9 protein-coding genes are annotated in these 14263 nt (G+C 67.4%); 3 read left to right on the top strand and 6 right to left on the bottom strand.

Features of this window, described 5'->3' with window-relative positions:
* Positions 1-76: 76 nt before the first annotated feature.
* Genes AB4851_RS13040 through AB4851_RS13030 form a run of 3 tightly spaced genes read right to left on the bottom strand, consistent with a single transcriptional unit; the run spans position 77 to position 7659 of the window.
* Entirely contained in the window at positions 77-628 is a 552-nt protein-coding gene (locus AB4851_RS13040; protein WP_414439253.1) for a penicillin-binding protein activator LpoB, read from the bottom strand.
* A gap of 22 nt (positions 629-650) precedes the next feature.
* Positions 651-4727, bottom strand: coding sequence for a tetratricopeptide repeat protein (locus AB4851_RS13035; protein ID WP_414447550.1), 4077 nt, complete (start codon positions 4725-4727; stop codon positions 651-653).
* Entirely contained in the window at positions 4702-7659 is a 2958-nt protein-coding gene (locus AB4851_RS13030) for a bifunctional glycoside hydrolase 114/ polysaccharide deacetylase family protein (RefSeq protein ID WP_414447549.1), read from the bottom strand. Before AB4851_RS13030 ends, AB4851_RS13035 begins: the two co-directional genes overlap by 26 nt.
* Before the next feature lie 501 nt (positions 7660-8160).
* Here AB4851_RS13030 and AB4851_RS13025 point away from each other — a divergent pair.
* Positions 8161-8598 (top strand): carboxymuconolactone decarboxylase family protein, encoded by a 438-nt coding sequence (locus AB4851_RS13025; protein WP_414447548.1) that lies wholly within the window; start codon positions 8161-8163, stop codon positions 8596-8598.
* A 107-nt stretch (positions 8599-8705) separates the two neighbouring features.
* Here the strand turns inward: AB4851_RS13025 and AB4851_RS13020 are convergent, their stop codons facing one another.
* Positions 8706-9653 (bottom strand): aldo/keto reductase, encoded by a 948-nt coding sequence (locus AB4851_RS13020; protein ID WP_414447547.1) that lies wholly within the window; start codon positions 9651-9653, stop codon positions 8706-8708.
* A 435-nt stretch (positions 9654-10088) separates the two neighbouring features.
* Here AB4851_RS13020 and AB4851_RS13015 point away from each other — a divergent pair, with 435 nt between their 5' ends.
* Positions 10089-11576, top strand: a complete 1488-nt coding sequence (locus AB4851_RS13015) for a PLP-dependent aminotransferase family protein (protein ID WP_414447546.1) — start codon at positions 10089-10091, stop codon at positions 11574-11576.
* 78 nt (positions 11577-11654) lie between these two features.
* On the opposite strand, the gene AB4851_RS13010 is transcribed toward AB4851_RS13015, so the two are convergent.
* On the bottom strand, positions 11655-12074 hold the full coding sequence (locus tag AB4851_RS13010; protein ID WP_414447545.1) for a DUF1842 domain-containing protein: 420 nt from the start codon (positions 12072-12074) through the stop codon (positions 11655-11657).
* 318 nt (positions 12075-12392) lie between these two features.
* Between AB4851_RS13010 and AB4851_RS13005 the strand changes: the two genes are divergently transcribed.
* Entirely contained in the window at positions 12393-13676 is a 1284-nt protein-coding gene (locus AB4851_RS13005) for an acyl-CoA dehydrogenase family protein (protein WP_414447544.1), read from the top strand.
* Here the strand turns inward: AB4851_RS13005 and AB4851_RS13000 are convergent, their stop codons facing one another.
* A complete protein-coding gene (locus AB4851_RS13000) occupies positions 13677-14225 on the bottom strand; it encodes a hypothetical protein (protein WP_414447543.1) in 549 nt (182 codons plus the stop codon). It abuts the gene before it with no gap.
* Positions 14226-14263: the final 38 nt, after the last annotated feature.

Raw genomic sequence — 14263 nt, 5'->3', positions numbered from 1 at the left:
CCCACCGCCTGATCGATGTCGATGTCGGATTCATCGCGCCTGCCTTCTGATTCGTCACGTCCGTGCTACCCCGGATTCAACGGGCGAGCGGCGAGAGCAGATCGCGCTCGAGCTTCTGCGCCACGCCCGACACGGCGTCGCGGCTCCAGCCGGTGCGGCTGCCGGTGCCGGTCCAGACGATCTTGCCGGTCTGCACGTCGATCACGTCGAAGCTCAGGCCGACGGCCGGTTCGCCGTCCACGCCCACCTTGTAGCGCCATTCGTTGACCGAGCCGGTCAGCGCGAAGCGGATGTTCTGCTGGCGCGCCCAGTTCAGCGCGTTCTGCTGCGCGTCCGGCTTGGCCGGATCGAACAGCGTTTCGTCGTCGCCGCCACCCGGATACGGCACCACGTTCTGGTAGCCGTAGGTGCGCAGCAGGCTTTGCGCGATCGAGCCCGCACGTTGGCCGGCCTGCGGCGTTTCCGTGTGGTTGGCGATCGGCAGGACGGTCCAGGCGTCGCCCTTGGACGCGGGCACTGCCGCGCTGCGGTCGACCACCGCGCAACCGCCAAGCGCGGCAACGGCGAGCGTGGCGGCGCAGACCAGCGCGGCCGCCCGGAAGCGCCGCGATGCGTGGTTCGTGTTCATGCGTTTCTCCTGAGAATTGCGTTCAATACAGCCAGCGATATCGCGCGCCGATTTCCTTGACGGACGTCGAACTGTTCGACGACGCCCCTTGATACAGCCCATACAGCAAAGCCTGATCCCCGCCGAACACGCTGCCGGCCAGGCCGACCTGGACCTGCCCCGTCCAGCCCGCGCGCGAATCGCGCACCGGCCCGGCCGAGAACATCGGCCGCCAGCCCTTCGCATAGTTCTCGTTCGGATCGTCGCCGAACGAGAACAGCAGCGCACCCTGCGTGAAGGTCTGCGGCATGAACGACGCGGCGGTGGCGGGCGAACCGTCCGGCAGGATCTGTGCGAGCCGGCCGCTGACCGCCGCATTGGCGGTGCTGTACTGGCCATGCGTGAACACCGCGCGGATCGTGTAATCAGGGTAGTCGGCCTTGATCTTGTAGCCGGCCGTCAACTCGACCAGATGGCCGTTGCCCAGGAAGGTGCGGTCCTGGCCGTGGAAGCGCGAGTATTCGTAGCGGCCGCTGCCGAACCAGTGCGGATCGAGCTGGTAGCTGAGGCCGACCGACGCCAGATCCTTGACGCCGCCCACCGTCAGTTGCGTGCTTTCGGTCGCGTCCTGGTTGTAGCCGACCGCGTAGCTCAGGGTCAGCTTCGAGTTCAGGCGCGTGCGGCCCTCGACGCGAGCGGTCGTGATGTTGCGCAGCGCCTCGCGGCGGCCGACCGTGACGGTTTCGTCGTCGTACTGGCCGGTGTGCTTGTACATCGCCTCCAGCACGCGGTCCTGGCTCGGGATGTTCGGCAGCGTCGACGAATCGGACGACTGCTCGCGCTGGCGATAGCCGAGCCGCACGCTCTGCGTGTCGGTCAGCCGCGCGCCGATCGAGGCGCGTTGCTCATTGAAGTGCAGCGCGCCCTGATTGCTGTAGCGCGTGGCGACTTCCACCGATTGCGCGCTCTTCATGGCCGTCTCGCGCAACTGCTGCTGCATCACGTCGTCGTTCGGCGTGTTGATCAGCGATTGATACGCGCTCGATTGCGCGTCGGTCAGGCGGCCCGTCAGCACCTGCGCGTCCACCCGGTTCTGGCGCGGGATCAGGTCGGGCAAGGTGTCGAGCAGACGGTTCAGCGTGTTGACGTCGCCGTCGTCGATCGCCAGTTGCGCCTCGGCGTACACCGGGCGGCTGTTGCGGTCGATGAACAGCTTGGTCAGCCAGGCGTGTTCGAGATCGGGCTCCTGCTGCGCCTGCGCCCACGACACGGCGGCCTCGCGCGCGATGGCCGACACCACGCGCTGCTCGCGGCGGATCGCCTGCTGCTTGACCGGCGGCAGCATCGCGAAATCGCCGAGTTGCGATTGATACGGCGTGCCCTGCTCGGCCTCGTCGCCGGCCGCGTCGGCGCGCAGCATCTGGATCAGCACGGCGCGCGACGCATCGCCGGTGCCGAACTGGGTGGTGAGCGAGACGAAGCGGCCCGCCAGATCCTCGCGCTCGGCGTCCGGCAGCGGCGCGGCCTGCGGATCGCGGCGGCGGCGCGCCAGTTCGATCCAGGTCGACTTGCGCAGTTGCCACGCCTCGTCGGCGCGGCCTTCCAGTTCGAGCGCATCGGCGAACGTGAGACGCCAGAGCGGGTCCTGACGGTTCGCGTCGGCCTGCTTGCGCAGGTAATGCAGCGCCTGGCGGCCATCGCCGAGCCGCAGCGCCGAGGCGATCATCGGCGGCCAGAGCGGCGCGTCCGTCTCGGCGCGGGTCGAGTAGCGGCGCATCGTGTCGCGCAATTGCGCCTCGGTGCCGCGGTCGTTCAGATACCAGAGCCAGGTGACCTGCGCTTCGGTGCTGTCCGGCGCGAGCGCCAGGGCGCGCTGCACGTCGCGCGCCACGTCGTCCTGGCGGCCGGCATCGCGCTCGTACTGCGCACGCGCCAGCAGGAACGGTGCCGATTGCTCGGCCACCGCCAGTTGCTCCGGGCTCAACGAGGCGAGCAGCGGGCCGATCCGGCCGCGCGCATGCGCGCGTTCGTAGTAATACAGCGCCTGCGTCAGCATCCGCACGTTGCCGGTCTGGCGATAGCCGAATTCGGCCAGCCGCGCGGCATCGATCGGCGAATCGTCGTAGAAGCCGATCATCGATTCGAGATCGTCGCGGTTGGCCTGGCCGCCCGCCAGCAGCGCGCGATAGCCCGCGCCGGTATCCCGTTGCTGCTGGGTGGTGGTGCCGAGCATCGCGTAAAAGCGCCAGAAATCCTGGTCAGCCGGCTTCGCGCTGGACTTGGCCGCATTCATCGCGGCAAGCGCCGCGTCGAAACGCGTGCGCGTGTAAAGCATGGTGGCGATCTTCAGCGCGTAGGCCGGGTTCGGGCCGTCGTCGCGTTCGAGATCCTGCCAGGTGCGCAGCGCCAGGTCGTCGTCGCCCTTGCGCTCGGCCACCCGGGCGTAGCGTTCGCGCACCAATTGGCCGATCGGCCCCTTGAAGCGCGCCTGCAGGAAGCGCAGCGCGCCGTCCGGGTCGGCGTTCAATTCGTAGGCGGTCACCGCGGCATCGATGCGCTTGATGTCGCCCGGCGCGACATCGGCCTGATACAGCGTCAGCGCCAGCATCGCGCGCTGGTCGTTGACGCCCGGCGCGAGGCGTGCCACCTGCTGCCAGGCACGCGCGTCGCCGCGCGACTGCGCGAGCGCGAGGTAGTTGGCCAACGCCACGTCGGGGTGGTGATTCCATTCCGCGACCTGCGCGAGCCGCTCGTGCCAGCTCGCCGAACCCGGATCGCGGGCCTGCGCCTGACGCGCCACGCGCTCGGCGCCGGCCACGTCGCCGGCGGCGAGGAACACGCGGTAGGCCAGATCGAAATCCGATTGGCCGGCCTTTTGCTGGACCTCCGGCTCGGCGGCTTGAGCCTGGCTCGCCTGTGTCGGGGCTGCGGCCTGCGAGGCAGGGGCCGAATCCGGCGCGATCGTGCCCGAGGCGACACGGCCGTTCGACGGCGCGGCGATCCGCACCAGATGGACGGTGTCGCCGGCACGCAGCGCCGCGTCGCGCAGGCTCGGCCGGGCGCGCGGCGCGGCCGGTTGCAGCCACGCGGCGCGCAACCAGGTGCCCTGCGCGTTGTGTTGTTCGACCAGCGTGCCCGCCGCGGCCAGTGCCCGTGCGTCGGCTTTCGCGCGCGCGCCGCGGCGGTCGGCCGGTACGGCATGCAGGCTCGCGGCCCGCACGTCGGGCGCCGCATGGCGCAAGCCCGGTGCGTCCGGGCGCCCGGCGTCGCCGAGCACCTGCAGCAGGCGCGTCACGTATTGCGCGGCGAGATCCGGCCGGCCGGCGGCCAGCGCTACGTTCGACAGGAAACGCAGCGTATCGGGATCGCTGGCGAGACTGCCGACATGCGCCTGGGCCGCGCTCATCGCGCCCTGCATGTCGTTGCCCGCCTGCAGCGCCTTGACGCCGGAGATGAAGGCGCTGCGGCGCGCGGCGCGCGTGGTGGCGCGCGCCTGTACCGTGAACCAGGCGTCGGCCGCCTCGCGGTAGTTCTGTCCGCCCAGCCGGGTGGCTGCGAGCTCGGCGAGCCACGCGTCGGCATGCGCCGTGTCGCGTTGCGCCAGTTGCGTGTAATAGCGACCGGCCAGCGCGTTGTCCCCGAGGCCGCGCGCCTGACGCGCAAGGGCCGTCAGGGCTTCGAGATCCCAAGGGTGGTCCACCGCCTGCGCAAGCAGCGCGTCGAGTTCGCGAATCCGCGCCGGCCGGGCCGGATCGTTCGGCTTCAGCGAATAGAGATTGCGCTGCGCGATCGAAATGCGGATCGCCAGGGCGTTCAGGCGTGCCGCTGCGTCGTGCGAGGCGTCGAGCCGGTCGATCATGCGCATCACGTCGGTGCTGCGGCCGCCGCGCAGGTACGCGCGCGTCAGCGCCGTCTGCACGTCGGCGTTGTTCGGTTCGATACGCAGCCAGGCTTCCAGGTACGCGATCGACAGGCTGTCCGTGCCGGCCAGCGCCGGCGCGTCGAGCTTGCCGCGCGGATAGGCGAGCAGCAGCATCGCGCCCACCAGCGCACCGACGGCGATAACGGCAGGCAGCGGGAAAAACCGCTGGCGGTCAGAGGTCGCAGGCGACGTCAACATGCAGGTTCGAAGGATCGGAGGAAACGGGTTGACGGGTCACGCGGCAGGCGCCTGCATTGGCGAGCCGGAACTGCGGCGCGATCAGCGAATGCAGGTCGAACGAGAAGCCGCGCGGCGTGCGCTCGAAGTGGTTCAGCACGCCGTTGGCGTCGGCCAGGTACGGCACGCGCGGCGCACGCGCGGCATCGATCACGCTGAAGCGCGCCTCGCTGCCCGTCAGGTGCACATAGGTGCCGCCGGGGCCGGGCGTGTAACCGGCCACGCCGGTGGCGGTACGCAAGTCGGGCGCCTTGCCGACCGGCAGCCGCACGGTACGCAGGCGGCCCGCGTCGCGCACCACCCAGGCGTCGCCGTCGCGCGCCACGCTCACGTCGAGCCAATCGAGCACCTTGCGCGCGTAATCGCTCGAAAACACCGGCGTGACGGGCTGCGCCAGCACGGTCTTGAAGATTTCCTGCAGCGCCTTCACGCCCGCGAGCTTGGTGCCCGAGAACATGTGGTAGTAGATGTCCATCGGCTTGAAGCGGATCGGCGCGTCGGTCAGCGCGAAGGTTTCGAGCACGCGATTGAAGCCGTAATACGGGCCGTGCCAGAGGTCGGTGTACAGCTCCTCGTTCTGGTTCGGCGCGAACACCTGGAAGTAGTCGTCCTTGTTCACGCCCAGCGGCGCGATGCCGGTCCAGCTCGGATAGGTCTTGGTGATCACGGTGTCGCCACCGTTCAGGTTCAGCACGCCGGCCCGATAGGCGGCCTTCAGCACCGGCGCGGGCACCTGGCAATCGCCGCTCCACAACACCATCTTCACCGGCTTGTTGGCGGGCGCGATCTTGCTGTCGATGTAGGAGATCGAGCCGCCGATTTCGCGATCGATGCTGAACTTGTAGCCGGGAATGTTGATCGACAGCCCGCTCGTGTTGTCCTGGTCGCCCGCGCCTTCGGCCGGCGCGTCGTCGTCCGACACGCCCAACCCCGTGACCCGCATCCATTGCAGCGGGTGCGTATAGGTATGGGTGGCCACCTCGACGTTCGGCAGCTCGAAAATCTTCCGGCCCAGCTCGCGCAGGTGCGCCGCGAACCCGCGGAACGGGCCGGCGTCGGTCACCTCGCCTTCGATCAGCGAGACGGTGGTCGGCATGCCGGAATCGCGCAGCAAGCGATACAGCGTGTCGCCCGAATAGGCCGGCAAGGCTTGCGTGTTCGGCATGTCGGGCGTCGAATACTCGGCGCGCGAGGCGAAGCCGTCGCCGTCGATATGCGACATCAGCAGGCGGCGGCCGTTTTCGGTGGTGGTGTCGGGCACCGGCATGTCGCTCGGCAGGCGCAGCGCGGCGCGCAGGAATTCGAGCGGCTGGGCGACCCAGCGCGCCTGATTGACGGCCGCCAGCGAATACACGCCGAACGGCCGCATCACGTAGCCGCCCCACGGCGTGATCGCCGCGCCGTCGATTTCGAAACGGCCCGAGCGCAGGCGCAGCAGCGAGCGGCTGTGCGGGCCGGCGCGCACCGCCGTGTAGTCGCGCGGATCGGGCGTCGGCTTCATCTCGAAGCCCATCAGCTTCGGATCGAACGATTCCACGTCGAGGCGGCCCTTGTCGGGCGCACCGTCCACCATCGTCAGGTCGAGCTTGGCGGCGAGCTTCCCGTCCATTTGCGTGCCGAACGACGTGAACACGGCGATCGGCATGTGCGCGTCCACCTGCGCTTCGAGCCAGGCGCGATAGGCCGCGCCACGCGGCACGTCGTTGTTGAGCCACAGCACGATGCCCGCGTAGCGGTCCGACAGCGGGCCGGCCGGCAGGTCGCCGCGTGCATCGACGTAATCGACCTGATAACCGAGATAGTTGAGCGGCATCGCCAGATAACGCACGCCCGGCGACACGTTGAGGTCCGTGCGCGGCGGCGGGTCCTGCAACACCAGAATGCGGCGACGCATCGGCTGGACCGCGCCCACGCCCATCGTCACGAGTGCGCCGTCGGTCACGTACGGCACCAGGCCATCGGCACGGATGCGATCGATCGAATCGCGCGCGCAGTTTTGGTCGCCCGGTGCGCAGTAGTCGATCGAGATCACCGGCAGCTTGTATTGCGAGCGGATCGTGCGAGCCTGGCCGAGCAGCCAGTCGCGATCGGCCTGCGGCACCGGCTGATAGCGCTGCTGCGCCTGGTTCCAGCCGTGATACAGCGATTCGAACGCCACCGCGTACACCTGGTCGTGCACTTGCGGCAGGATTTCGAAGCCGCGGTTCAGGATCAGCTTGACCGTGGGGTATTTCGCGCGGATCGCGCGGATCACGGCCACCATGCCGGCTTCCTGGCGCGCACGCGCCTCGGGCGTGGTGGCGGCGAGTTGATAGGAATCGAGCGTGTCGAGGAAGAAGCCGCGGTAGCCCTTCTCCCACAGCGGACGAATCACGCGATCGACGAAGAACGCCGGCCATTCGGGCTGGCTCTGGTCGATCACGCGCGAAGCCCAGGTGGCGTTGCTGCCGGCGAACCAGCTCTTCGGGATGTCCTTGTAGTAATCGCGCGACGGCAGCACTTCGCCCACGCTCGCGTAGGCGAACCATGTGGTGTGCGGCAGTGGGTGCATCAGCGGATCGAAGCCGCTATCGGGCTCGACCACGGCCGCATCGTAGGCGGACAGCAATTCGACGGGCGGGCGCTTGCCGTAGAACAGGGCAAACGACGGCTGCGCGCCGTTCGTGCCATTCATGCCGGCCGAAGCCCCCTGCTGCTCGGCGGCTTGAGACGCTTGCGGCGCCTGACTCGCGTCGTCGGCCAGCGCGACCGGCGCAACGGCCGCCGCCGAGGCCAACAGCGCAACCGCGCCGAGCCAGCGGCGGCAGGCCCGGGCAGCCTTGCGTGCCAGCAGGCCAAAAGCGGCGCGGTGGGTCGATACGCGGATATCGAAAGGGCGTCGGCGGTTCGTCATCGATTTCTGTGCGTCGAATGGCGGGCGATGGATCATGACACGCCACGACCGGACCGCCCCCTTTTTTAGATAGGCCGATTCTAGCCAAAGAATGTGTTAACGCAAATCCTTAGACTTGCAAACGTTACAGTCGCGACACAATGTTCGATGCGCTTTCGCTATTGATGCGAAACCTGTGTCAGTCGGGCGTTTTACAGCGATCAATTCACGAAAATGAATGCAATCTCCGCAATGGCATTTCGCACGACCGTTCTGCAACAACGTTTCGCAAAATCCACTATTCGGGATGAATCATTTCGATGAACGTGCCGCGCCGGTTTGGCAGCTTTCGTCCCTGCGGATGACACGATCCAGTCGATCGGGCAGATGGCATGGCGTCCGGCCGGCCTGTTTTAGTGGCTACCTGAAAATTCCAGAAATTGGACATTTTTCATAGCCACCGACACCTCTACTCTGTGTTCACCGCGCCACCACGCGCCCTCACCCAACACGGAGTTCACCATGTCGTCCCGCCTCGATTTCTACCAAGCCAACCCGCCCGCCATCAAGGCCATGCTCGCGCTCGAAGCGCATATCGAACGCTGCGCGCTCGACCACGCGCTGCTCGAACTGGTGCGCCTGCGGGCCTCGCAGATCAACGGCTGCGCCTATTGCGTGGACATGCACACCGCCGATGCGCGCAAGAACGGCGAAACCGAGCGCCGGCTCGCCACCGTGGTGGTCTGGCGCGAATCGCCGTTCTTCACCGAACGCGAGCGCGCCGCGCTCGAATGGACCGAGGCGCTGACGCTGGTGTCGCACGAGCATGTGCCCGACGCCGTCTGGCAGGCCGTGCGCCCGCATTTCAGCGACGCCGAACTGGTCGACCTGACGCTGCTGGTCGGCGCGATCAATGCGTGGAACCGTTTCGCGGTGGCGTTCCGCAAGCTGCCGGCCTGAGCGGCGACACGCCTATGTAAACAGGCGAGAAAAGCAGCGGCCCGGGCACATCGTGCACCGGGCCGCTTGGTGTTGCGCCGGCGGCAATGCCGGCGCGCATCGGGCGCTCAGGCGGCGCTGGCCTCGTCGAGCTGGCGTACGTCGTCGGCGCTCAGGTTCAGGCGGATCGCTTCGCCGAGCGCCTTCAGTTGATCGAGCGAAGTGGCACTGGCGATCGGCGCGGTGATGCTGGGCCGGGCGATCTGCCAGGCCAGCGCCACCGAGGCGGGCGTCGCGCCGTGCCGCTCGGCCACGGCGTCGAGCGCATCGAGAATCCGCAGGCCGCGCGGGTTCAGGTATTTATCGATGCGCGCGCCGCGCTTGCTCTTGCCGAAATCGGCCTGGCTGCGGTACTTGCCGCTTAGGAAGCCGCTGGCCAGCGCGTAATAGTTGACCACGCCGAGCTTCAGATCCTCGACGACCGGTTCGAGATCGCGTTCGTAATCGGCGCGGTCGTACAGGTTGTACTCGGGCTGGATCACCTGATAGGCCGGCAGGCCGTCGCGACGGCTGATCTCGGCCGCCTCGCGCAGCCGCGCGCCGCTGTAGTTCGACGCACCGATGATCCGCACCTTGCCCGCATCGACCAGCGTGCGGTACGCGCCCAGCGTTTCTTCCAGCGAGGCCGAATCGGCGAAATCGCGGTGCGAGAAATACAGGTCGATGTAATCGGTCTGGAGGCGGCGCAGCGAATCGTCGACGGCCTTCAGGATGTTCTCGCGCGACAGCCCGGCACGCGCTTCGAGCATGCCCACCTTGGTCGCAAGCACGAAGCGTTCGCGCTTGCCCGAACGCTTGAACCACTTGCCGAGGATCGTTTCCGATTCGCCGCCCTGGTTGCCGGGCACCCAGGCCGAATAGACGTCGGCGGTATCGATGAAGTTGATGCCCGTGTCTTCGAGCGCGTCGAGCAGCGAAAACGACGTGGCTTCGTCGGCGGTCCAGCCGAACACGTTGCCGCCGAACATCAGCGGCGACACCTGGATATCCGAACTGCCGAGCGAGCGGGTTGCCATAGCGGGTTTCCTCCGGGGGGATGTGGGACGCGCCGCGTGATGGGGGTGAAAGCGGCGCGAGGGATGTCGATGCGCGTCATGCTAGTGCGACGGATCGACGCGACCAACCGATTAAACCTGAAAAGGAAAGGGCTTGCGCTGGGAAGGGGTGGCACCTGGTTGGCGTTCGCCGGGTGTGGCTCGCGCGGGACGATGTGTTTCGGCTTGGTCGGCTTGGTCGGCTTGGTCGGCTTGGTCGGCTTGGGCGCGCTGCGCCGGTCGGACCATCGCCCTGGCCGTTCGGCCGACTGTTCGGCCATCGATCGATCCCCTACAATCGCCGTCCTGCCTTCCTTGCATCGAGCGCCCCGCCATGTTCCGACTTCCCGCCTCCCTCGCCCGCCGCCCGCCTCGCGCGCGCGCCGTGGGCCGTGCAGGCGGCGCGAGGCGCGCACGATGACGCGCCGCACCGGCACGGCCGCCCCCGGCACGCGCTACGAAGCGCTCGCGCACGCGCTGGCCGACGAAATCCGCTCGGGCAACGTGGCCGTGGGCGCACGGCTGCCGTCGCTGCGCCAGATCATCGCGCAGCACGGCGTCAGCCAGTCGACCGTGTTCCGCGCCTACTACCTGCTGGAAGAATGGGGCTTGATCCGCGCCCGCGAGCGCTCGGGCTATTTCGTCGCGCCGGGCGCGCGGCTGGCCGCCATCCCGGCCCAGGCAGCCCAGGCGACAGCCGATGCCGCGCATCCGCCGTCCACGCGGGTGGACATCAGCGAACTGGTGTTCTCCGTGCTCGACGCCGTCAAGCGCCCCGACATCGCGCCGCTCGGCTCGGCGTTCCCCTCCCCGGCGCTGTTCCCGCTGCCGCGCCTCGCCAAATCGCTGGCCAGCGCCGCGCGCGAGCTCGATCCGTGGAGCACCGTGGTCGATCTGCCGCCCGGCAACGAGGCCTTGCGCCGCCAGATCGCGCTGCGCTATCTCGGGCTCGGCATCGCGCAGCCGCTCGACGAGATCGTCGTGACCAACGGTGCGCTCGAAGCGCTGAACCTGTGCCTGATGGCCGTCACGCGCCCCGGCGACGTGGTGGCCGTGGAAGCGCCCGGCTTCTACGCCGCGTTGCAGGCGATCGAGCGGCTCGACCTGCGCGCCGTGGAGATTCCCGTCGATCCGGTCACGGGCCTCGATCTCGATGCATTGACCGAAGCGCTCGCGCGCCATCCGATCCGCGCCTGCTGGTTCATGACGAGCTTCCAGAACCCCACCGGGGCGCTGCTGGCCGAGGCGCGCAAGCGCGCGCTGGTGGAACTGCTGGCGCGCCATCAGGTGCCGCTGATCGAGGACGACGTGTACGGCGAGCTGTATTTCGGCCCGCGCGCGCCGCTGCCCGCGCGCGCGTTCGACCGGCACGGCCTCGTCATGCATTGCAGTTCGTTCTCGAAAACGCTCGCGCCCGGCTACCGCATCGGCTGGGCCTCGGCCGGGCGCTTCGCGGCGCGCGTGCAGCGCCTGAAGCTGATGACCACCCTCTCGGCCAGCATCCCCGTGCAGGCCGGCCTGGCCGATTACCTCGAACACGGCGGCTACGACCGCCATCTGCGCAAGCTGCGCGGCGCGCTCGAAACCCAGCTCGACGCGATGGCCCGCGCGATCGCACGCTGGCTGCCGCGCGAGGTGCGCTGGACCCGCCCGCAAGGCGGTTATTTCGTATGGATCGAATTACCGGACGAGATCGATGCGATGGCGCTGCATGCGCGTGCGCTGGCACTCGGCGTGGGTCTTGCGCCGGGGCCGATCTTTTCAGCCTCGCATGCGTTCGCGAATTGCATTCGCGTGAATTTCGGCCATCCGTGGAGCGATGAAATCGAACGGGCGATTCGCACGCTGGGGGAATTGCTGAATGATCCGGCGGTGCGGCGGGGCGAAACTAATTCGCGCGATTAATCGCCACGCCTTAAACACTTGAATAAATAAAACCCGCCCGATCATGTCGGGCGGGTTTATTACAAAATTAATACGTGCTCAGGCAGCGCGTTCGCTGTTTTGCAGCAGCCATTGCACGGCGACATCCTGATCTTCGATGCGATGCACGGTATCGCCGAGCACGTACGTGTAGGACGCCTTGCCGGTCTTGCCCCAGATGCCGTCGAGCTGGATCACCAGTTCCGTGACATGCGGCGCGCCCAGCAGCGGCGGAATCGCCGAGCCTTGCAGCGCGTACACCTGCTTGGCTTCGCCCAGGCCCAGCGCGTGCACCGAGCCATTGAACGCCGTTTCGTTATGCAGCGGCGGGTTGGTGGCCTGGGTCAGCACGCCGTGGCCGGTGACCTTGCTGCTGGTTTGCGGCACCGTGAGAATCGCCTTCAGCAGCAGGCCGCCCGGAAGGCCCAGCTTGCCGATCGTGAAATTGCCAGTGTGATTGAACGGATAGATTTCTGCCATGTCGTTCCCCATACGTGATTGAAAATACAGTTTTCATTATGTTTCTACATCTTCGAATGCATTCGAAGACGGCGCAAAATTAACATGCGGTTTTTCGGAGCGTCAATCACAAACTTACAATGTTTATTTTTATATCGAATCAGCGCCAGATAAGGCACCTAAGATTAATTAAAATGAAAACCAACGTGCCGCGCATTATTTTTATTGCCTCTTAGCTATCCTTCTTCATGGAATATCGATTCGCAAACTCGTTCGTTGCCAGTGGTATGCACGGCTTCGTATAACTTGATTTCGATCCACCAGCGAGGACAACACGCCATGCCGCACACCGCCGACCGCCCGACCCTCTCCACCGGCACCGATTACGACGCGCTCGCCGCGCGCTTTCGCCCCGTGTTCGCGCGCATCGCCGAAGGTGCCGCCGAGCGCGACCGAACCCGCACGCTCCCGGTCGAGCCGATCCGCTGGCTGCGCGAGGCGGCCTTCGGCTCGGTGCGCGTGCCCACTGACGCAGGCGGTTCGGGTGCGTCGCTGCCGCAACTGTTCCGGCTGCTGACCGAGCTGGCCGCCGCCGATTCGAACCTGCCGCAGGCGCTGCGCGGCCATTTCGCGTTCGTCGAGGATTGGCTCAACGCCGCGCCTGGCGAGGCGCGCGACGTCTGGCTGGCGCGTTTCGTCGCCGGCGAGCTGGCCGGCAACGCCTGGAGCGAGATCGGCGAAGCCGTGATCGGCGAGGCTGGCACCAAGGTGCACCGGCGCGACGGCGAATGGGTGGTGGACGGCGAGAAGTTCTACACCACCGGCAGCCTGTATGCGGACTGGATCGACGTCTACGCGCAGCGCGCCGAGGACGGCCTGCCGGTGATCGCGGCCGTGGCCGCCAAACAGCCCGGCGTCGAGATCGCCGACGACTGGGACGGCTTCGGCCAGCGCACCACCGCCAGCGGCACGGCGCGCTTCAAGGGCGCGCGCGTCGATCCGCACGGCTTGATCCCGTTCTCGCAGCGTTTCCGCTACCAGACCGCGTTCTACCAGTTGTTCCATCTGGCGACGCTGGCCGGCATCGCGCGCGCCGCCGAACGCGACACGGCGCGGCTGGTGCGCGAGCGCCGCCGCGTCTACAGCCACGGCGCGGCCGCGCGCGCCGCCGACGATCCGCAGATCCTTCAGGTGGTGGGCGAAGTGGCGTCGTGGGCCTACGCGGCCGAGGCGATCGCGGTGCGCGCGGCCGAACCGGCCCAGCGCGCCTACGAGTTGCACGACGGCGCGGATACGCCGGCCGAGCACGCAGCCAACGTCGACGCGGAACTGGAGTCGGCACAAGGCCAGGTGGTAATCAGCGAGCTGGCGCAGCGGGCCGGCTCGCATCTGTTCAACGCGCTCGGGGCGTCGGCCACGCGCGAAGCCGCCGCGCTCGACCGGCACTGGCGCAATGCGCGCACGGTGTCGTCACACAATCCGGTGATCTACAAGGCGCGGATCGTCGGGGATCGGTCGGTCAACGGCACGGAGCCGGTTTTCGTGTGGAAGATCGGGATCCCGGCGGAAGCGGCAGCAGCAGAGGGCCACGCAGGAAAGGCCGAGGAACACGCAACCGTCTGATCAGGGCCTTGCTGCCGTTGCGGCGTGTATCGGTGGGCGGCCGACAAGCATCTCCAGCCGCAGGATGGTGCCGTAAAGGTAGCTCACCCTGACCACTTCCCCTGCCCTGATCGGGCCGCCGTGCGAGGCGGTGTTGCTAAATCCGCCGGTCGGCTGGTAATCGGAATACGAAAAACACGTACCGTCGACGCAAAAACGTTCGAGTGCGTGCCCTCCGTATGGCATCGGCATAAATTCCGTGACCGGCCCTTCGACCTGCTGCACCTTGCCATGCGCGAGCGCACTGGCGAAAACCTGCTGACGCCGTTCGGCTGCATGATCATCCAGCAACACCATCACAGCGCACGCTGCCATCACGAACGGCGCGCACAGGGCAATCCATTCCTTCGGCGATGCAATCGAGATCGACTTGAGCCTCGGCCACAGCAGCGGCCGGGTGCGGTCCGTCAAATCGAAAAGCACCAGCAACAGGACCGAAGCGACGAGCACACCCGCAATCCAGGGAGCGAGCCAAACGCCGTTCGGCGCAGCAACTTCATATACCACCACGAACCGATCCGTCACAATGCGCTGCCCCCGTGCTCGGC

Source organism: Burkholderia sp. 22PA0099 (assembly GCF_047497165.1).
Lineage (GTDB): Bacteria > Pseudomonadota > Gammaproteobacteria > Burkholderiales > Burkholderiaceae > Burkholderia.
This window is presented reverse-complemented; position numbering and strand designations above follow the sequence as displayed.

Coding starts and splice junctions, on each gene's coding strand:
- AB4851_RS13035 (WP_414447550.1), bottom strand. CDS start 4,727: ATGTTGACGTCGCCTGCGACCTCTGACCGCCAGCGGTTTTTCCCGCTG.
- AB4851_RS13010 (WP_414447545.1), bottom strand. CDS start 12,074: ATGGCAGAAATCTATCCGTTCAATCACACTGGCAATTTCACGATCGGC.
- AB4851_RS13020 (WP_414447547.1), bottom strand. CDS start 9,653: ATGGCAACCCGCTCGCTCGGCAGTTCGGATATCCAGGTGTCGCCGCTG.
- AB4851_RS13005 (WP_414447544.1), top strand. CDS start 12,393: ATGCCGCACACCGCCGACCGCCCGACCCTCTCCACCGGCACCGATTAC.
- AB4851_RS13015 (WP_414447546.1), top strand. CDS start 10,089: ATGACGCGCCGCACCGGCACGGCCGCCCCCGGCACGCGCTACGAAGCG.
- AB4851_RS13030 (WP_414447549.1), bottom strand. CDS start 7,659: ATGACGAACCGCCGACGCCCTTTCGATATCCGCGTATCGACCCACCGC.
- AB4851_RS13025 (WP_414447548.1), top strand. CDS start 8,161: ATGTCGTCCCGCCTCGATTTCTACCAAGCCAACCCGCCCGCCATCAAG.
- AB4851_RS13040 (WP_414439253.1), bottom strand. CDS start 628: ATGAACACGAACCACGCATCGCGGCGCTTCCGGGCGGCCGCGCTGGTC.